Here is an 18205-nt window from a genome sequence, read left to right on the forward strand (position 1 = left end):
GTCCGGGCCCCGGCGGGAGTCCGGGCCCCGGCGGGAGTCCGGGCCCCGGCTGAGGCAGGTCCCGCCACAGGGGCGTGGAGCGCGCATCGCCCTCCCCGCCCCCTGGCGCGCGGCCCGGGTCAGCGCAGCATCTCCTCGATGAGGCCGGCCGCCCGTTCCGTACCGCCCTCGGCCCGGGTCTCGGCGCGGAGCCGCGCCGAGCGCCGGGCGACGCCGGGATCGGCGACGAGTCCGGTGAGCGCGGTGCGCAGGGCCTCGGCGGTGGCGTCCGCCGTATCGATGCGGCGGGCCACGCCCAGGCCGACGAGCCGGTCCGCGTTCATGAACTGCTCGGCGCCCTGCGGGACGGCGATCATGGGGACCCCGGTGTACAGCCCTTCGCTGCTGCCGCCCATCCCCGCATGGGTGACGAACGCGTCGGCCTGCTCCAGGACCGCCAACTGGGGCACCCAGGGGTGCACCTCGACATTGCCCGGGATGCCGCCGAGTTCGCCGGGGTCCGTGTGCTTCCCGATCTGGAGCACGACGTGCCAGCCCGGCAGGTCGCCGTAGGCCTCCAGGCACCGGCGGTAGAACTCCGGCTGCTTCGTGTACGCCGAGCCCAGGGAGATCAGCAGCACGTTCCCGGCGCCGGCGGGCCGGGTCCAGGCGTCCCGGTCCGCCCGCGAGCCGAAGCAGGGGCCGACGAACGTCACCACGCCGGGGTCGACCTGGTCCGCATGCGGCTGCATGGCCCTGGGGATCATCGCCAGCGCCCTCGCGGGCCGGCCGGAGAAGGTGTCCACGTCCGTGGTGGACGCCCCCGACCCGGCGAGCCACCGCGCGAACTTCGCCCGGTACGCGTCGGCGCCGGGCAGCGCCCGCAGTGCCGCCGCCATGTCCTCGTCGTAACCGTCCCAGGCCACGAAGGTCGGGGAGAGCTGCAGGACGGGCCGGCCCTGCGACTCGGCGAGGGCACGCGCGGCGTAGGCGCCGATGTCGTACAGATACAGATCCGCCGGGTCCCGGTCGTACACGGCGCGCAGCTGCGGCAGGGACTGGACGGCGTCGTCGAGGAAGAGGTCCATCGCGGCGATCGGGTCGTCCGGCCAGTCGTTGCCGGCGACCGGCAGGACGGAGCCGCACGGGACGAATTCGGCGCCGGTGGCCGTGATCAGGCCGGCCACGGCGGGATCGTTGGCGTACGTCACCCGGTGGCCGCGGGCCACCAGCTCACGCAGGATCTCAAGGCTCGGCAGGACGTGGCTGACGGCGGGGACGCCGATCATCGCGATGTGGGTACGGCGACGGGACATGCGGAATCACTCGTTTCAGGTCTACGGCGAAGAGGACACGCCGGGCCCGTACGCCGCCGCCCGGGCAGAGTCTGCCGGGGGCGCGCACGGGTGCCCGGTACGGGAACGGGGCACCGCCCCGTCCGTGTCAGCCGTAGATCTGGTGGAGGTGCATGCCCGCATCCTAAGGGACGCCCCGGCGCGTACGCATGGGGATGCCGGGGGCTGCCGTCCTCCTGAGGCGCGGACGAACTCCTGGCAACCGGTCGACGAAGTCACTAGGCATGGCAGGTGCATGACGCCATGCTGGAGCGGCCCCGCGGGATCCGCGAGGAGAACGGCCCGCTCATCCCCCTTCCCCACCCCGGAGGTCGCTCATGCGTCGCCGATTCACCGTCCCGTTCGCCGCAGTCGCCGTGGCGCTCCCGCTCGCCCTCGTCCCTGCCGTTTCCGCTTCGGCCGCCCCGTCGGACAAACCGCAGGTCCTCAGCTCCTGGACCCAGACCAGCGCCTCCAGCTACAACGCGTGGAACGCCGCCCGCAACAACCAGGGCGCCTGGGCCGCGTACGGCTTCAACTGGACGACGGACTACTGCAGCACCTCTCCCGACAACCCGTTCGGCTTCCCCTTCCAGACGGCCTGCGCCCGCCATGACTTCGGCTACCGGAACTACAAGGCCGCCGGCACGTTCCCCGCGAACAAGTCCCGCATCGACTCCGCGTTCTACTCGGACCTCAAACGGGTGTGCGCCGCCTACTCCGGCGCCAAACTGACCTCGTGCAACAGCACGGCGTGGACGTACTACCACGCCGTGGACATCTTCGGTGTGGCCCCGGCCGGGGCGGCCGCCGGCCGACTGCCGCAGTCCGCCTGACCGCTCGCACGCGGGGTCCGGCACCGGGCAGGCCTGAACCTGATGAACGTCATCTCTTCCTGTGCGCAAAGTCGTTCGGAAGTCGTACGGATGCCCGGTGCGGTGTGCAGAGGATGGAGGTGTCCAGCACGCACAGCTGAAGAAACGGGGACCGCCCATGCGAAACGCCCACCCGAGCCCTCACTTCGGCCACCGGAGAGCGCGCCTGGCCGCCGTGGCATCGGCGGCCCTGCTGTCGCTCACGGCCGGTGCGCTTCCCGCCGGGGCCGCTGCCCCGTTGCCGGCCTCCGCCACCGCGTCCGTCGCTCCCACCACGTCCCACCTCGACCGGAAGGCGCTGCGCGGCTCCCTCGACGCGTTCCACCGGGCGGGGATGTACGGGGCCTGTTCATCGGTCAGGGACGGCTCCGAACAGTGGCGCGGAGCCACAGGCGTCGCCGACACCGGCACCGGACGGCCGATGCGCCCGGACTACGAGCACCGGATCGGCAGCATCACCAAGACCTTCACCTCGGTGGCCGTCCTCCAGCAGGTGGCCGGGGGCCGGATCGACCTGGACGCCCCGATCGGTGACCACCTTCCGGAGCTGGTGCCGGGTGAGCGGGGCCGGGAGGTGACGGTGCGGATGCTGCTCAACCACACGAGCGGCATCGCGGACTACATACTGCCCGCCTTCCCCGGGCTGGTGACGGACCCGGGACGGAGCCTGGACGAAGGCCGGTTCCGCACGCTGGACCCCGAGGAGCTGGCCCGCCTCGGCCTGGCGGCCGAGCCGCCGGCGCCGCGCGGCACGCACTCGTACGCGAACACCAACTACATCATCGCCGGGCTGCTGCTGGAGAAGGTCACGGGCCAGGACCCGGAGTCGTACATCACCGAGAACGTCATCCGCAAGGCGGGACTGCGGCATACCTACTTCCCGCGCTCCGCCCGCATATCAGGACCGCACGCCAAGATGTACGAGTCCTTCTACGGCACGATCGACCCGCCGCGTGACTACAGCGTCTACGACATGTCCTGGGCCGGGACGGCCGGTGCGATGGTCTCCACGATGAACGACCTCAACGACTTCTACCGCCGGCTCCTGGGCGGGAAGCTGCTCGGCGCGGCGGAGCTGCGGGAGATGAAGACGACCGTTCCCGCGTACGAGCCGGCTCCGGGGCAGGAGCCGGTGATGCGGTACGGCCTCGGCCTGTACACCCTCAAGATGCCCAGCGGCGGCTGGTACTGGGGTCACGACGGCGGTGTGTTCGGGGCGGGGACCTGGGCGCTGTCCACGGAGGACGGGCGCCGCCAGGCCGCGATCGGCTACAACCTGATGAAGTACGAGCGGTTCGGCGAGGACGGCACGCCGTTGCCGGACCCGATCGGCAACGCGCTGTTCGGTTACATGGACGGAGCACTGAGCGGCGCCCCCGCCGAGCGGGTCACCGGCGCGTCGCCGGTTCCTCAGCGTCTGCTCGCCCCCGAACAGCTGCGGTGACGGCGCTCCCGCCCCCTCGTGCGAGGGGGCGGGCCCGCTGTTCTGCCGGGGCCCCGGGGGGCCTGAGGTCAGCCGATCTCGGCGCCGTACGCCGCCAGCGCCTCGGGCACCGGCTGGAAGAACGTCTCGCCGCCCGAGGAGCAGTCGCCGCTGCCGCCCGAGGTCAGGCCGATCGCGGTGTCGCCCGAGAAGAGCGAGCCGCCGCTGTCACCCGGCTCGGCGCAGACCGTGGTCCGGATGAGGCCGTTGACGACGTCGCCGTTGCCGTAGTTGACCGTGGCGTCCAGGGCGGTGACCTCGCCGTCGTGGACCTGGGTGGTGGAGCCGCTGCGGGTCACCGGCATGCCGACCGTCGCGTCGCCCGCCCTGGTGATCGCCTGGGTGGAACCGTTGTGGAGGTCGACCTCGCTGGGGTGCTCCACGCCGGACGTGTACTTGACCAGGCCGTAGTCGTCGCCCGGGAAGCTGGAGCCCTCGTTGGCGCCGATCTCCGCGCCGCCCTGCGAGTCGGACCAGCTGGTGATCCCCTCGGTGCAGTGGCCGGCCGTCAGGAAGTACGGTTCGCCGTCCTTGACCACGTTGAAGCCGAGCGAGCAGCGTCCCGTGCCGCCCCAGATGGCGTCCCCACCCGCGATGAGGGGCTTGAACTCGCCGGCGGACTTCTTCAGTACGGCCCTGGACCCGAGGCCGTCGACCACCTTGCTGAGCTTGTCCCAGGCCGCGCCCTCGACCGTGCGGTCGGCGGTGACGACCACCTTGTTGCTGACCGGGTCGACCGCCCAGGAGGTGCCGGGAACGGCCGCCCTGTCGGCGAGGGTCTGCCGGGTGTCCGTCAGCTCGGCGAGCGTGTGCTGTACGAGTCTGGCCTTGCCGCCCGCCTGACGGACCTGCTCGGCCGCCGCCTCGTCGATGACGTTGACGACGAGGTTCCGGGCCTCGGCGTCGTAGTACGCGCCCGCCGTGTCACCGCCCAGGGCCTTGTCCAGGGTGGCCGCGAGATTTCCGGCCGAGCGGGCGTCGAGGGTTTTCACGGTGAACCGGGGTACGCCGTCACTGGCGTTCGCAGTCTGGAACGTCACGCCTGCCGCGACCAGGCCGAGGACGGCCGATCCGGCCAGGGCCACACGCTTCCTGGATATGCGTCGGTGCTTCAACTTCGACCTCCTGTGGGGCCGCGCACGGACAAGTGGGGTGTCCGGAACACGGAGGATGGGGCGCTCACTATTCCGACGCGGCCGAGGGCACACAAGGTCGACTTCCGGACGCGCACACGACAACGACGCTTCGGCCGCCAACCGTTCACACGCCGGGCCTTGCGCCATGTCGGTCCCGTGTGCGAACGCCCGGTGCAACGGGGCATGGGCCGCGGGTGAGGACCGGGCCTGTCCTGTAACGGCCCCTGGAGTCCGGATGCCGTGGAGGGCACTCCTGAAGCCGAACACCACCGAGTGCTTCCGAACGTCCCGGACACCACCGGCTCGTTCCGGCAAGGAGTGCCGGTATCGCCTCCGATAGGTCATCATCGAACAGGCGGTACACGCCGGGCACTTGGTGTCCGGGCCGAGCGGGGTGACCGAGCGGAGGGGGCGGCGTGCGGAGTCGGGTGCGCGTGTCGGACGGACGGCATCTGATGGTCGAGCGTCAGGGGGACCCCCGAGGCAGACCGGTGTTCCTCCTGCACGGGATGCCGGGCAGCCGGCTGGGGCCCGCTCCGCGCGGGATGGTCCTCTACCAGCGGAAGATGCAGCTGATCACCTATGACCGGCCCGGGTACGGCGGCTCCGACCGGCTGCCGGGGCGCAGGGTGAGGGATGTCGCCGAGGACGTGGGCGCGATCGCCGATTCGCTCGGCCTGGAGCGTTTCGCCGTGGTCGGCCGCTCGGGCGGCGCTCCGCACGCTCTGGCCTGCGCCGCGCTGATGCCGGACCGGGTCACCCGCACCGCCGCCCTGGTCAGCCTGGCCCCCCGGGACGCCGAGGGCCTCGACTGGTTCGAGGGGATGGCCGCTTCGAACGTGCTCGCGTACACCACGGCGGCGGCGGACCCGGACGGGCTGGCGGAATCCTTCATCAGCCGCTCGGCGGAGATCCGGCGCAACCCGGTCCGGCTCCTGGACGACCTGCGCCGGGAACTGACCGACTCCGACCGCACCGTGGTCAACGACGCCGGCATCCGCGCCATGCTGCTCGCCAACTACCGTGAGGGGCTGCGCACATCGGCGTACGGCTGGATCGACGACGCCCTCGCCTTCTCCCAGCCGTGGGGGTTCGACCCCGCCCGCATCTCGTGTCCCGTGATGCTGTGGCACGGCGTGAAGGACGTGTTCTCCCCCGTGGGGCACTCGCGCTGGCTGGCCGGGCAGATCCCGGGCGCCACCGCCGTGCTGGAACCGGCGGCCGCCCACTTCGACGCGCTGTCCGTGCTTCCCGACGTGCTCAACTGGCTGCTCGACGAGCGGGAGGCCGAAACCGCGGTCTGCTGATCACGGAGGGCTCCGGGCTCCGGGAGCCCGGAGCCCTCCGGCTCACACCGACATCGGCTCCAGCTCGCGCCTGAACCTCCGCTCGTCCCGCGCTACCCGGGTCAGCGGGTGATCGTCGCCGAGCTGCCGTGCCAGCTCGTCGCAGACCTCTGCCCGGACTCTCAGCGCCTCGTCCTTGCGTCCCATCGCGTCGAGCGTGACCGCGAGGTTCGACGTCATGGCGAGGGTCTCCGGGTGGTGCACCCCGAGAACCTCCCTGAGCTGACCGGCCACCGTGCGCTCCGTCTCCAGGACGATGTCGAGCTCACCCCGGTCGGCCGTGGCGTTGGCCAGGTTCATCACGGAGAACAGCGTGTTCGGGTGCTCGCGGCCGAACACCTCACGCATGGAGGCGACCACCCGTGTCAGCAGCTTCTCCGCCTCCTGGGGTGCTCCCGCCCCCGAGAGGTAGACGCCGAGGTTGTTCTGCGCGGCCAGGGTGTACGGATGCTGCTCCCCCGGCACCTTCATGTACTGGTCCACCACCTCCTGAGCGGTGTCCCTGGCCTCGGCGGCCTCTCCCGCCGCGAACAGGTCGGCCGCCATGTTGAGGTCGCAGGCGAGCGAGTCGGGGTTGGCCGAGGTGTACTTGGCCCGGTACCTGGCCCGGGTGGCCACCGTCAGCCGGCGCGCGTCCTCCAGCTGCCCCGCCCTGCGCAGCGAGACCGCCAGGCTCTTGGCGGCGCTGAGCGTGGTGGGGTAGGTCCGCCCGAGCGTCGCCTTGTAGGTGTCGTACGTCCGGCTGAGCAGCCCCACCGAGTCCTCGTACCGTCCCACCTCACGCAGGTCGCGTGCCAGCGACATGGCGGAGGACAGGCTGTACGGGTGCTCCGGGCCCAGGACCTCGGAGCGCAGGTCGTAGACGTCCTGGTCGATCTCCCTGGCGCGTGCGTACTGCCCGACGCTCCGCAGGTTCAGCGCCAGGTTGTTGGCCGCGGCCAGCGTGCGGGGGTGCCGGTCGTGGAAGATCTGGCTGAACCCCTCGTGCGCCGCGGTCGCCAGCTCGATGGCCTTGCCGTAGTCACCGAGCAGCCCCAGGTCGATCGCCAGGCTGCTGGTGGTCATGTACGTGTGCGGATGCTCCGGCCCCAGCACCGCCCGCTGCCTGCCGAGGGTCACCTCGTCGAGTTCCTTGGCCTCCACGTACCGCCCCCTGGTGCGCAGGATGTTGGAGAGGTGGAAACAGAGGTAGAGGTACTGCAGGTCCTGGTTGCCCAGCATCTCCCGCCAGGTGTCCCGCAGCTCGTCCCCGAGCCGGCCCGCCGTCCGGACGTCCCCCCGCTTCCACAGGTAGCGCACCCGGTCGATCAGCAGCCTGCGGGTCTCCGGCTCCCTGCAGTTGCGCGCGTCCGAAGGGCCGAGGTGCGGCCAGATCGTGGCGAAGCGCGGCCAGGTCTCCGGGTTGTCGATCGGCTCGTCGTCGTCGGGCCGGGCGCCTGCCAGGATGCGGTGCACGACGTGCCTGGCCTCGCGCTGCTCCTCCTCGTCGAGCTGGGCCCTGATCACCGCCTGTACGAGGCGGTGCACCTGGATGGAGTTCGACACCTGGTCGACCTTGGCGAGGGCGAAGCGGCCGATCTCCCGGATGACCCGGCCCAGTACCAGCTTCTCCTGGAGCGAGGCGTCGTACGGCTTCAGTGCCTCGATCATCTCCTTGCTGTAGAGGAGGTTGGCGGAGATCGGTTCGGGCGCGAAGAACGCGCAGAGCTGGAGCAGCCGCACCGCGGCGGGCGACCGCTCCTTGAGGCGCTCGATGGAGATGTTCCAGGTGGCCGCGACCGGCTGCGGGTACCCGGCCGGCTGGTTCAGGGCCAGGACCTCCGGCGCCTGCCGGGCCAGCTGCTCCAGATAGGTGCCGATGGGAGTGGCCGTCTCCGCGATCCACGCCGCGGCCTGTTCGACCGCGAGCGGCAGATCCCCGACGGCGGTGGCCACCTGCGCGGCGTCCTCGTCGCTCAGCCCCGGCGCACGGCGCTTGAGGTGCTCGATCGACTCCTCCCGGAGGAACACGTCGACGGGCAGCGCGTCACCGTGCTGGGACCATGCCTGGTTCCTGGACGTGACGAGGATGTGGCCCGAGCCGCCCTGCGGGAAATAGCGGCTGAGGCGTTCGGGGTCGTCGGCGTTGTCGAAGACCAGCAGCCAGCGTTCCGAGGGCACGCCCCGCCGCAGCAGGTCCACGGCCTCCTGCGAGGCGGCCGCCATGTCGTCGCCGCCCTGGGCACCCAGCCGCACCGCGAGTTCGGCGAGGCTGGCCACCACGTCGTCGATCTGCTCGGAGGATATCCACCACACCAGGTCGTAGTCGGCCATGAAGCGGTGTACGTACTCCAGGGCCACCTGGGTCTTGCCGACGCCGCCGAGGCCGTACAGGGCCTGCGGCTGCGGCAGCACGACGGCCATGCCGCCGCCCAGCTGGTCACGCATCCGCTCCAGGACCAGGGAGCGGCCGGTGAAGCCGGGGTTGCGGGGAGGCGCGTTCCAGATCCGGGGCACGGTGCCGGGGAACCGGGGGCCGGGCGACATCCCGTCGCCGAGCTGCACCGGCCGGTCCAGGGCGCGCATCAGGGCCGTGGTGGCGTGCACCTCGTCCAGCCGGAACAGGTCGACCGGATTGCGGTCGATGTACGGCGCGGAGAGCCGGACGTCGCTGACCCTGAGCGGCAGCAGCTGGCGCCGCCCCCCGCCGGGATCCTCGTTGACCGTCCTGTTCCACAGGTCCACGGCCCGCTGCGACTTGAGATAGGCGCTGGAGAGCAGGACGACCGTACGGGCCGCGGTCTCGGCCACGTGCGCGGCGTCCGCGGGGCCGGGGTCCGCGGAGACGTCGCGCGGGACCACCCGGAACCCCGCCCGGGTGAGGACCGATTCGACCCAGTCGGCCCACATGCGGTTCTCCGCCACATAGCTGAGGAAGAGATCGGCGGGCAGCGTGGGCCTGCGCCGGGTGAAGGCGTCACGGATGCGCAGCCGCACCTCCTCGCCCACCGGGGGCATCGAGGTGATCTCCTGCTGGGTGACGACCGCCGTGAGGCGTTCGAAGGCGGACAGGAGCGAGTTGCTGAGCCCGGCCTCGTCGCCGAAGGTGGCGAGGGTCTCCTCGTACGCGTAGTAGGGGCGGTAGGGGATCTCCACCGCGCCCCAGTAGGCGGTGAGTTCCTCACCCGAGAGGTCTCGGGGGAGCCGGTCGAACTTCAGCCGGGCCAGTGCCCGGCCGGCGTCGGCCTTCTCCTTCTCGCCCTCGTCGATCCGCATCGGGACGGGGAAGATGGAGATGGGCCGGCCGGTGTAGCGCTCGGAGATCTGCCGGGCGACCGAGGCGGCGCCGTCGATGGACTGGTCGCTGAGGGTAAAGCAGTCGACGAGCACGTCCGGGAGGTGGACGGTGCAGATGTCGGCGATGTCGCTGAGGCCGGTACGGCTGTCGATGAGGACGTAGTCGTAGTTGGCCTTCATGTCGTCCCGCAGGGCGTCGAAGAAGTGGCCGCCGCCCAGCCGGTCGTAGAAGTTGTCCCAGTCGAAGGTGGAGACGGTCGCGGAGTACTCGCGGTTCTGCCGCCCGGCGGAGACGAAGTCGAGGGTGCCGCCCCGCGGGAACTCCCAGCCGAGCGCCTCGGGGGTGAGCGAGACCGCGTGCGGCTGGATGCGGGCGTAGTCGCGGTGCCAGTCGTCGGCCCGCTGCGCGGGGTCGGTCGCGGCCCAGGCGTACTCCGTGATCAGGTCGATCACACCCGTGGTGGCGCCGAGCGTCGAGGGGTCGAGGAAGGGGTGGAAGAACCGGTGGAGTCCCGGGGCTTCCAGGTCCCAGTCGACGGCCAGCACCCGTCTGCCGTTGGCGGCGAGGATCCAGGCGGTGTTGGCCAGGGCCATGGTGCGCCCCGTACCGCCCTTGTACGAGTAGAAAGTGACGACGCGCCCGTCACGGCCGGCTGTCATACGTCCTCCGCATCCGTCGCAGGGTCGTGCATGTCGGGTATGAACCGGGTGTTGCCCATGGGCCCCATGAGTCGCGTCCGTTCACTGTGCCGTCCGCCGGCCGGTGGGTAGACCGTGGCGTGTCTGAGGTACTGCTGGGCGGCCACCTCGACCACTTGGGGAAGGATCTGGCCGAACGCCTCCATACTGGGCACCCCCTTGGCCGCGACACGGCAGAAGGCCCGCCCCTGCTGCATCTTGACCGGCATCGTCTGTTCGAGTTTCTCGGTCAGTTCGGCTTCGGCCGCCCTGCTCTGGTGGTCCTCCCGGCACCAGGGGACGACCATGGTCACCCAGGGCCGGTTCTCCCGGTCGAAGGCGGCGAGCCGTCGTCGGAGGTCCTCGTCCTGCAGGGCCCAGCGGTCGACGAGCAGGATCTCGGGGGTGCTGGGCGGGTGCTTGCCCTCCTGGTGCCCGGGGTCCTCGTCGAACGACGTGACGACGGCCTGGTAGTTGAGGGAGCGCACGAGCTCTTCGGCGACGTAGGCCAGCGGTCTGGCAGCGGCCGGGTGGTAGGGGTTCCACTCCTGCGGATTGTCGCCGTAGTACTCCGGGTTCCGGCCTTCCGGCAGGTCGTGGCGGGTGGGGGCGGCGATCGAGATCCGCATGGGCCTCGGGGCGCCCGCTCCGCTGCCCGGTGCGCCGAACGCGCTGGGGACGAGACGGAAGTCCAGGGGTCTGCCCGAACCGATCTGCACCGTGTCGGCGACGTGGACGATGCGTTTGGCCAGGTGGTAGACGGCCTGTTCGTAGTCCTGGGCGAACAGGGTGAGTTTGATCAGCCCGTAGAGTCCGTCACTGACGTAACGGTCCCCGAAATCGCGGTGGTTGAACTGCAAGCGCTCGGCGGGGCCCGGGAGCTGGGCCGGCGGGACCGGCACCCAGAGCGCGGGCACGATCGCCTCGGCCGGCTGGTTCGACCGTGCCCTGTGGTGGATGGCGCGCTGTTCGAAGGCGTACCACTCCTTGCCGCACATCTCGCTGGCGAAGTAGCGCGGCGAGAACAACGGCACGAAGACCCGGCAGTTGGCCAGGACATTGCCCAGTCGCTCGGACCAGCCCTCGCCGGACCGTATCTCCCGGTCCATGAAACCGGCCGGCGATCCCGCGGGAAGATTGGTCATGGCCATCACATGACCACAGAGATCTTGGAAAAGCCGTTCGACCCACATGTCGGGGTCCGATCCACCGCCGTACCCCGGTGTATGCGCATAGCTCAGAAAAAAGTACGGCCGATGGTCCGCTCGCTGTTGCGTCATGCGTGCACACGACCCCCGTCCTGTGTGAGCACCCGCATCCCGGATCTTCGGAGAGGGTGCGAGCGAATTCATCATTCCGGAGCGGACTGTGCTCCACCCCCATGGCGTTCGGTCATTCAACGCCGCTTTTCAGTCATCCATACCCAGGATTCATCGAACAGGTTCGTGAACCTCGGCATTCACGAGGATGTTCATCCCACTTGTCCCATGTGCACCTCCCACCTCGTCCCGGAGCGACTTCAGCAGTCGCATTCCTCCTGCGGTCGGTTCGGCCGCCCCGTCCATCATGTCGAGTGCCTCGGACACACCGTCCATGAATCCGGGAACGAGGAAGGAAAGTCCCACACGTTCGTACGTGCCGGCCAGGAGACCGGAGAATGGGACTCGTGTATTCCGCTCCCAGGGCAGCGGGTATTCCCAGGCCCCGTCCAGCGCGTAGAGGTCCGTGATGTCGAGCAGAGCCCGCAGCCTGGCCCGACGCAGAGCGCGCAGCAGCGCGAGGGCGAGCTTCCGGGTGTCCCCCGTCCTCACGAGTCCGACGGCCCCGTGACCGTGCGGCCGCCTCACGTTCCGGCCGGCGACGAGCGGGGTCAGCGTGGTGAGGCCGTCCGCGGCGTCCGCCGCCTGCCGGGGTGCGGCCTTCTCCAGCAGCTCCCACGCCCCGCCGACCGCCTCGGCCCAGGCCTCCGCGTCCTTCCGGTCCAGGCGGGGCGCCGCCGGAGCCTCGAAGCAGTCACGGCAGGGGTCCAGGTCGTCGAGGGCGAACCGGGGGGAGCCCCCCGCGGCGAAGTACCGCACCGGGAGCCAGCCGGAGCTCTCCGCACCCCTCGGGACGATCCGTTCACCACCGTCCTCCCGCCGGACCGAGAGCCCCTCGTCGACGGCTCGCACCCGGACCCGGCCCGTCTCCCCGGGGCCCGCGAGGCGCAGCTCGCCGAGCGTGGGGAGGAAGAGCCTGCCGTCCCGGTAGTCCGCCGGCACCTCCAGGCCGAGGCCGGACCGCACCGCGGCAGCCGCCACGTAGGACGGCAGCCGCAGTGCCTGACCGACGGCTTCGGGCCGTTCGGCGTGCAGCCCTTCCAGGACCTCCAGCAGCCAGGTACGCGTGTAGGGGTGCGCCAGGACGCGGTCGAGCCCGGCGGCGCCCTCGTCGGAGGACTCCAGCACCCCCGCCAGTCCCCACGCCTCGTCCCACCGGGCGCCGCCGCGGCCGTCCAGTGCGTCGTGGAGGCCGGCCAGGAGCGTACGGGTCAGGTCGTGCTGCCCGGCGGCCAGTTCGTGCCGGTCGGTCAGGGCCGGGGACACGGTGGCAGCGCCCGTGCGCGCCTGGATCCCCCGCACCAGCGCCTCCAGGTCGGCGCAGTAGACGGACGGATTGTCGAAGCCGTTCGCCGTGCGGTACCGGTGCGTGTAGAGCCCGCCGCCGCAGGACCGTACGACGGGGCACCGGCGGCACGTCTCGCTGACCCCTGCCAGGCCCAGCTGCCGCGCCCGGATCCCGGGATGGGCGGCGACGTCGTCGAAGGAGTGCGAGAACACGTCGAATCCGGTGGCGGCCGCTCCCTCGTAGGCGCTCTTGAGGGAGTCGACCTGCTCCAGCCGGCCGTCCGTCTCGACGACCACCAGATCCGTGGGGGCGAGTCCGAGGGACTCGGTGAGGCTCGGACCGCCGCCCAGCGTGGAGAGCACCGAGGAGAACAGGCGCACCGGGACCGGGCCGCCCTCCTCCTGCCAGCGGTCGAAGACCGCCAGGAGCCACCCGGCGTAGGCCGTGGGCGACCCGTCGGGACGGGGCGGGGGCTCGTCCCACGTGGCGTGCGGGAGGAGGAAGTCGATGAGCGGGGGGTCGAGCGCGATCAGGGCGTCCAGTACCGCGTGCGGGTCGTTCTCGATGTCGATGGTGCACAGGAGCCCGAGATCGAGATGGCGGTAGCGGTCCTGCCTCAGAAGCTCGATCGCCTTCAGCACGAGGGGGTGGCTGCTGCGTCCGTCGGCGAAGCGCCGGTGCCGGTCGTTGGCCGCACGGTCGCCGTCCAGGGAGATGCCCACCTTGACGTCGAACTCGTCGAAGAGGTCCAGATACCGGGGACTGAGCTGAAGGCCGTTGGTGTGGATCCTCAGGTCGAGGCCGGCGACACCCGAGAGGGCGGAACCGAACTCCTCGCAGATGCGCCGCAGACGGGCGGGGCCCGCCAGCAGCGGCTCCCCTCCGTGCAGGATCACTGACACGGAGGGCAGTGCGTGTGTCTTTGCGTGTTCAGCCAGGCGCTGAGCCGTCTTGGCGATGACGAGATCAGAAATCATCCTGGGCCGGGTTCTCCAGCTCTGATCCGCGTGTTCATAGACATAACAATGATCGCAGGCGAGGTCACACCTGCTGTGAACCTTCAGAACGATTTCGCGGAACGGGACCGCGGGGCCTGTCATTCCACCACTCTAGTCCAGCTGCACCATGAATCCGGCCGATGGGCCCAGTAGCCGAACGGACGAACGGGTGGAATATTTACAGCTTTACGGCGCCGGCTGTCCTGCTGTTCCTACAGCGAGGAGTTGAATGTGGAGATCTGTGTCGGGCGGCCGCCCGCCGTCGCGAGCACCCGGCCCATCTTCCTGACTGCTGCACTGCCGGTCGCCTCGATCTTCGCGAGCGGCACACGACGCTTCGCTACAGCGAAGTTCGGGGTGGATTCGTAGGTCTTCACGGCGGTCCTCGATGGGCTCGTTCCGGACACGGAAACAACACCGGCACCTGCACCATTGCAGTGTCCGGCGGCACGACTTTACTCTGCTGGCCCCGGTGTGCAACTCAACTCGTACTACCGTAACCCGAGCGATTTACCGAACTGCTCCAAATGGACGCGAACCCATTCGTTCGAGATCCGGTACGACCATCACATCGAATACAGGAGTGATCATGACGGCGATTCCCGGACCACTGCAGAGCATGGTCTTCAGGAGCGCTGATCTGCCCGCACTCTTCCACCACACCGACGCCGTGGCCGTCGCACGCCGCCGTGAGGCGGTCAACACCACCCGCGGGCAGCTGGTCCTGCTCGTCCTGGGTACCGTACCGGCCGCCTTGCCCTGGCGCGCCGAGATCGCGGGTGACATACAACTCCCTTACGCCGTCGCCGCTTTGGCCTACCTCGGTGTCCTGATCACGACCTACCTCGGCTCCCGGCGCAAAGCGAAGTCGCATTGGCAACTCAACCGCTCGGCCGCGGAGTTCATCAAGTCCAACTGCTGGCGTTACGCGGTCCACGGGTCCCCCTTCGACTCCACGCTCCAGCACCCCGAGGCGGTGTTCGCCAGCCGGCTCGAGGAAGGGCTCCAGGAGCTGCGGAAGGTCGGCTGGGACGACCCGAGGGAGAAGATGGCGGACTCGGGCGGCGGTCTCATCACCGCGTCCATGCGGGAGCTGCGGGACAGGGCATTCACCGTACGCAAGGAGACGTACATCCGGGACAGGCTGATCGAGCAGCGGCGCTGGTACCGCAGGCGCCTGGCGGTGTCGCGGCGCGGGGCGCTCGTCTGGTCGAGCACCGTCGCCGCACTGACGCTTCCGGCCCTGGTCCTCTCGGTGCTGCAGACCTTCGGCGGCGCCGGGTCGTTCGCACTGACGGGGACGTTCTCCGCCGCCGCTGCCGCCTGTCTCGCCTGGAACGAGATGCGCCGCCATCACCCTCTGGTGACCGCGCACTCCCTCGTCGAGGAGGACCTGGAGAACATGCAGGCCGCGATGGAGACCACCCTCACCGAACGGCAGTGGGCGGCCGCCGTGTTCGAGACCGAGCGGATCGTCTCCCCCGAGCACACGGACTGGCTGGTCAGGCACCGGATGTGAGTGCGTGCGGGCTCAGCCCCGCTCCACTCCCTCGCGCCAGATGACGGTGACCGGCCGCCCCAGGCCGCGGGCGTACGTCACGATGTCACCGGTGCCTCCGAGACCTCGTGCGGGCCGGCCGTCCCAGACCGCGAGCAGCCGGTCGCAGTGATCGGCGATGTAGGCACCCGCCGCGTAGTAGGCCTCGTCGGTGGAGTGCGGGAAGTCCAGCCGGACCTCACGGGTGGCCCGGGCCTTGAGCGCCCGGTAGCGCCGGAGTTCGGCCTCGTCGGCGAAGCCTGCCTCGTAGTCCCCGCTGGGGATGACCGCGGTCAGCTCCGCGCCGTGGGCCAGGGCGAGGTCGGCGAAGAGCTGGTCGGCGCCGACCGCCAGGCTGGAGAGCGCCTCCAGGGAACCCTCGTGTCCGCACAGCGCCGCCCTCAGCCCTTCCAGCACATGCCCGTGGACCTCCTGGGGGATGGAGCGGTGACCGGTCACTCCGATGCGTTTCACGGACCTGGAACCCCCTGGTGTCTGCCGGGGGATCCCGGAGGGCGCCCCTCCGGACGGGCACAGTGCCCGCCCCCGCGATGCCTGCGCGACGGGCCGTCCTGACATCCTCTCAAGAGCCGCGGTCCGAACGGGAGCCCCCGCCGGGAATCGGCGGGGGCTCACAGGAGTGCGGCGGTGCCCGGACGGGTCAGTACACGCTGACGCCGTACGCGCTCAGCGCTTCGGTGACCGGCTGGAAGAAGGTCGTCCCGCCGATGGTGCAGTTGCCGCTGCCGCCCGAGGTGAGACCGATCGCCCGGGTGCCCGAGTGGAGGGGGCCGCCCGAGTCGCCGGGTTCGGCGCACACGTTGGTGCGGATCATGCCGTGGACGATGTCGCCGTTGCCGTAGTTGACGGTTGCGTTGAGGCCGGTGACGATGCCGCTGCGGATTCCGGTGGTGGAGCCCCGCCGGGTGACGGGCATGCCGATCGTGGCGTCGGCCGCGCTGGTGATGTCCTGGTTGCCGACGGTGCCGGGCTTGGGCACCGCGTCGTTGGTGTAGCGGACGATGCCGTAGTCGTTGACGGGGAAGCTGGATCCCTCGGTGGTGCCCAGGACCGTGGTGTGGGCCGGGTCGGCCCACCAGGTGTCGGCGCCCTCGGTGCAGTGGCCGGCCGTCAGGAAGTAGTAGGTGCTGCCACTGCGGACGTTGAAGCCGAGGGAACAGCGCCAGTTCGAGGCGTAGATGGGGTCACCCCCCGAGATCAGCGGGCGGAGTTGTCCGGGGGTGCGCTGGATGCGCAGGGCGCCCGCGTCGGCTCCGGCGGAATCCTTGATCCTGTCGACCTCCGCCCGCGAGACGGTGCTGTCCACCGTGACGAGCAGCCGTCCGGAGGCCGTGTCGACGTTCCAGGCGGTGCCGGCGACGTCGGCTTCGAGCACGGCCTGTCCCGCCGCCCTGAGCTGGTCGGAACTGTACGTTTCGGTCTGGTCGGCGTTGGCTGCGGGGACGGCGAGTGCGACGAGGGCGACGAGGCCTGCGGAGACAGCGGCGATCCGGCCGCGTCCGGCTCTGCCGCCACGGGGGGTGGTGTGCTTGATCCTCACTTGTCATTCCTCCCGAGGGGAACCGGGGGTCCGCCTGTGGGGTGGCCGGACCCGTGAGGCGCGGTCAGGGCGCGGACGTGTTCCGAAAAGTGTTCGAATACGGACACACCACGCTCTGACGGACGCTGCTCGGGAGTATTGGGGGGCGTCGATGCGCCACACAAGGGTGCCTTTTCGGCCATACTGCGCGCTACTGCACCGGTCCCGGCAGCCTTGTGACTGCTGGGACCGGTGTGCCGCCGTCCGGGGTGGGACGGATCAGCCGTCGATCCGGTTCCGCTCCCCCGCCGGGACGGCCACCGTGAGGGTGTTGCCCGGGGGCGGGAAAGGACAGATGAAGTGGTCGGCGAAGGCGCACGGAGGCAGCAGGGCGCGGTTGAAGTCGACCCGTACCCTGCCGTCCCCGTCGGGCGCCGGCGGCCGCAGGAAGCGGAAACGGTAACTGCTGTTCCCGCTGGTCGCGTCGGCGAAGACGGCCCAGAGCGAGCCGTCGGGCTCGACCGCCGCCCGGAGGGTGTGCCCGGTGCCGTCCACGGTGAAGGCGATCTCACCCGAGAGTCCGAGTCCCCGCTCGCGCCCGTCCGCGTTCCCGACACGGACGGTGCGGTCGCGGCCGTACGGCCGGAACGTGCCGTCCAGCGACCACTTCGGGTCGTACGGGGTGGCGTCGATGGTCCGGAAGGCGTGACGGGCCGGGGACTGCGGGTCGAAGTCCCTCACCGCCCAGAGGCCTTCGCGGCTCAGCACGACCAGCCGGCGCTCGCCCTGCGCCACCCGGGAGGTGTCGACAGGGCCCCGGTCGGCGCCGAGGCGGACCTCGCCGGCCAACGGCTCCGTGTCGACGGTCAGCCCGTCCTCGGGGGTGGCGGTGAGCACCACCTCGTCGCCCTCCTCGCGCCACAGCCCGGGTACGGCCGGAATTCGACCCTCCGGATGGTCGGCGAGCCAGTGGGTGCCGGTGAGGGAGAGCGGGCCGTGCGGCGCGGCCACGGCGACGATGCGCCCCTCGTGCCAGCGCTGCCAGGCGTGGAACTCCTCGCTGTCCTGCTGTGCGTCCGTGCTCATGCGCTCAACCTTTCCACACCGGCTCCGCCGGGCCGGGGCGTGCGGTGGCGGCCGCCGGCGCGTTCAGGACGGCGAAGGAGGGGCGGTACCGCGCCCCGGGCCCCGGTCCTGACCGCCGGCACCTGCCCCGGGACCCCCTTCGAGGCCGCCCAGGAGGAGCACGGGCACCCGTGCGCCGACACGGGCAGGAAGAGCCCTACGAGGTCCGGACGTACGCCGATCAGCCCGCCGCGCGCGTCCGTCCGTGGCCGCCTGACGCCGGATCAGCAGTCGCATCCGCAGTTGCAGCCCTCGCAGCAGCTGCAGCAGTTGCCACAGCAGTTGCAGCCC

At 70.7% G+C, this 18205-nt stretch carries 13 protein-coding genes; 4 read left to right on the top strand and 9 right to left on the bottom strand.

The genetic code is table 11. The annotated features are described in order from the left end of the window. Positions 1–119: 119 nt before the first annotated feature. A complete protein-coding gene (locus tag VN520_RS33585; protein ID WP_325750726.1) occupies positions 120–1295 on the bottom strand; it encodes a macrolide family glycosyltransferase in 1176 nt (391 codons plus the stop codon). A gap of 356 nt (positions 1296–1651) precedes the next feature. Between VN520_RS33585 and VN520_RS33590 the strand changes: the two genes are divergently transcribed. After that, positions 1652–2149, top strand: a complete 498-nt coding sequence (locus tag VN520_RS33590) for a phospholipase (protein ID WP_325750727.1) — start codon at positions 1652–1654, stop codon at positions 2147–2149. A 157-nt stretch (positions 2150–2306) separates the two neighbouring features. Further along, on the top strand, positions 2307–3632 hold the full coding sequence (locus VN520_RS33595) for a serine hydrolase domain-containing protein (RefSeq protein ID WP_325750728.1): 1326 nt from the start codon (positions 2307–2309) through the stop codon (positions 3630–3632). 68 nt (positions 3633–3700) lie between these two features. On the opposite strand, the gene VN520_RS33600 is transcribed toward VN520_RS33595, so the two are convergent. Next, positions 3701–4786, bottom strand: a complete 1086-nt coding sequence (locus VN520_RS33600) for a S1 family peptidase (RefSeq protein ID WP_325750729.1) — start codon at positions 4784–4786, stop codon at positions 3701–3703. A gap of 437 nt (positions 4787–5223) precedes the next feature. On the opposite strand from VN520_RS33600, the gene VN520_RS33605 reads away from it, so the two are divergent. Further along, positions 5224–6114: an alpha/beta fold hydrolase gene (locus tag VN520_RS33605; protein ID WP_325750730.1), complete on the top strand. Its 891-nt coding sequence runs from the start codon at positions 5224–5226 to the stop codon at positions 6112–6114. Between the two features lie 42 nt (positions 6115–6156). Here the strand turns inward: VN520_RS33605 and fxsT are convergent, their stop codons facing one another. The 4 genes from fxsT to fxsA form a co-directional block, all read right to left on the bottom strand. Continuing rightward, on the bottom strand, positions 6157–10089 hold the full coding sequence (fxsT, locus tag VN520_RS33610) for an FxSxx-COOH system tetratricopeptide repeat protein (RefSeq protein ID WP_325750731.1): 3933 nt from the start codon (positions 10087–10089) through the stop codon (positions 6157–6159). Then, positions 10086–11387 (bottom strand): FxsC protein, encoded by a 1302-nt coding sequence (gene fsxC / locus VN520_RS33615; protein ID WP_325750732.1) that lies wholly within the window; start codon positions 11385–11387, stop codon positions 10086–10088. The genes fxsT and fsxC overlap by 4 nt, the downstream gene beginning before the upstream one ends. 150 nt (positions 11388–11537) lie before the next feature. Then, entirely contained in the window at positions 11538–13814 is a 2277-nt protein-coding gene (gene fxsBH, locus VN520_RS33620; RefSeq protein ID WP_325750733.1) for a radical SAM/SPASM protein FxsBH, inactivated beta-hydroxylase extension form, read from the bottom strand. 110 nt (positions 13815–13924) lie between these two features. Further along, entirely contained in the window at positions 13925–14089 is a 165-nt protein-coding gene (gene fxsA, locus VN520_RS33625) for an FxSxx-COOH cyclophane-containing RiPP peptide (RefSeq protein WP_325750734.1), read from the bottom strand. 212 nt (positions 14090–14301) lie between these two features. Between fxsA and VN520_RS33630 the strand changes: the two genes are divergently transcribed. Continuing rightward, positions 14302–15231: a DUF4231 domain-containing protein gene (locus VN520_RS33630; protein ID WP_325750735.1), complete on the top strand. Its 930-nt coding sequence runs from the start codon at positions 14302–14304 to the stop codon at positions 15229–15231. A 12-nt stretch (positions 15232–15243) separates the two neighbouring features. Here the strand turns inward: VN520_RS33630 and VN520_RS33635 are convergent, their stop codons facing one another. The 3 genes from VN520_RS33635 to VN520_RS33645 all read right to left on the bottom strand — a co-directional run bounded on the left by VN520_RS33635 (position 15244) and on the right by VN520_RS33645 (position 17875). Beyond that, positions 15244–15723, bottom strand: a complete 480-nt coding sequence (locus VN520_RS33635) for a hypothetical protein (protein WP_325750736.1) — start codon at positions 15721–15723, stop codon at positions 15244–15246. Between the two features lie 187 nt (positions 15724–15910). Continuing rightward, complete coding sequence (locus VN520_RS33640) at positions 15911–16810, bottom strand: S1 family peptidase (RefSeq protein WP_325750737.1); 900 nt, start codon at positions 16808–16810, stop codon at positions 15911–15913. 258 nt (positions 16811–17068) lie between these two features. After that, on the bottom strand, positions 17069–17875 hold the full coding sequence (locus tag VN520_RS33645) for a DUF1684 domain-containing protein (RefSeq protein ID WP_325750738.1): 807 nt from the start codon (positions 17873–17875) through the stop codon (positions 17069–17071). Positions 17876–18205: the final 330 nt, after the last annotated feature.

Source organism: Streptomyces sp., assembly GCF_035563135.1.
GTDB lineage: Bacteria > Actinomycetota > Actinomycetes > Streptomycetales > Streptomycetaceae > Streptomyces.

What these genes read in the sequence shown, in the direction of transcription:
- VN520_RS33585 (WP_325750726.1), bottom strand. Translation starts at nt 1,295, where the DNA reads ATGTCCCGTCGCCGTACCCACATCGCGATGATCGGCGTCCCCGCCGTC.
- VN520_RS33590 (WP_325750727.1), top strand. Translation starts at nt 1,652, where the DNA reads ATGCGTCGCCGATTCACCGTCCCGTTCGCCGCAGTCGCCGTGGCGCTC.
- VN520_RS33595 (WP_325750728.1), top strand. Translation starts at nt 2,307, where the DNA reads ATGCGAAACGCCCACCCGAGCCCTCACTTCGGCCACCGGAGAGCGCGC.
- fxsT (WP_325750731.1), bottom strand. Translation starts at nt 10,089, where the DNA reads ATGACAGCCGGCCGTGACGGGCGCGTCGTCACTTTCTACTCGTACAAG.
- fsxC (WP_325750732.1), bottom strand. Translation starts at nt 11,387, where the DNA reads ATGACGCAACAGCGAGCGGACCATCGGCCGTACTTTTTTCTGAGCTAT.
- fxsBH (WP_325750733.1), bottom strand. Translation starts at nt 13,814, where the DNA reads ATGACAGGCCCCGCGGTCCCGTTCCGCGAAATCGTTCTGAAGGTTCAC.
- VN520_RS33630 (WP_325750735.1), top strand. Translation starts at nt 14,302, where the DNA reads ATGACGGCGATTCCCGGACCACTGCAGAGCATGGTCTTCAGGAGCGCT.
- VN520_RS33645 (WP_325750738.1), bottom strand. Translation starts at nt 17,875, where the DNA reads ATGAGCACGGACGCACAGCAGGACAGCGAGGAGTTCCACGCCTGGCAG.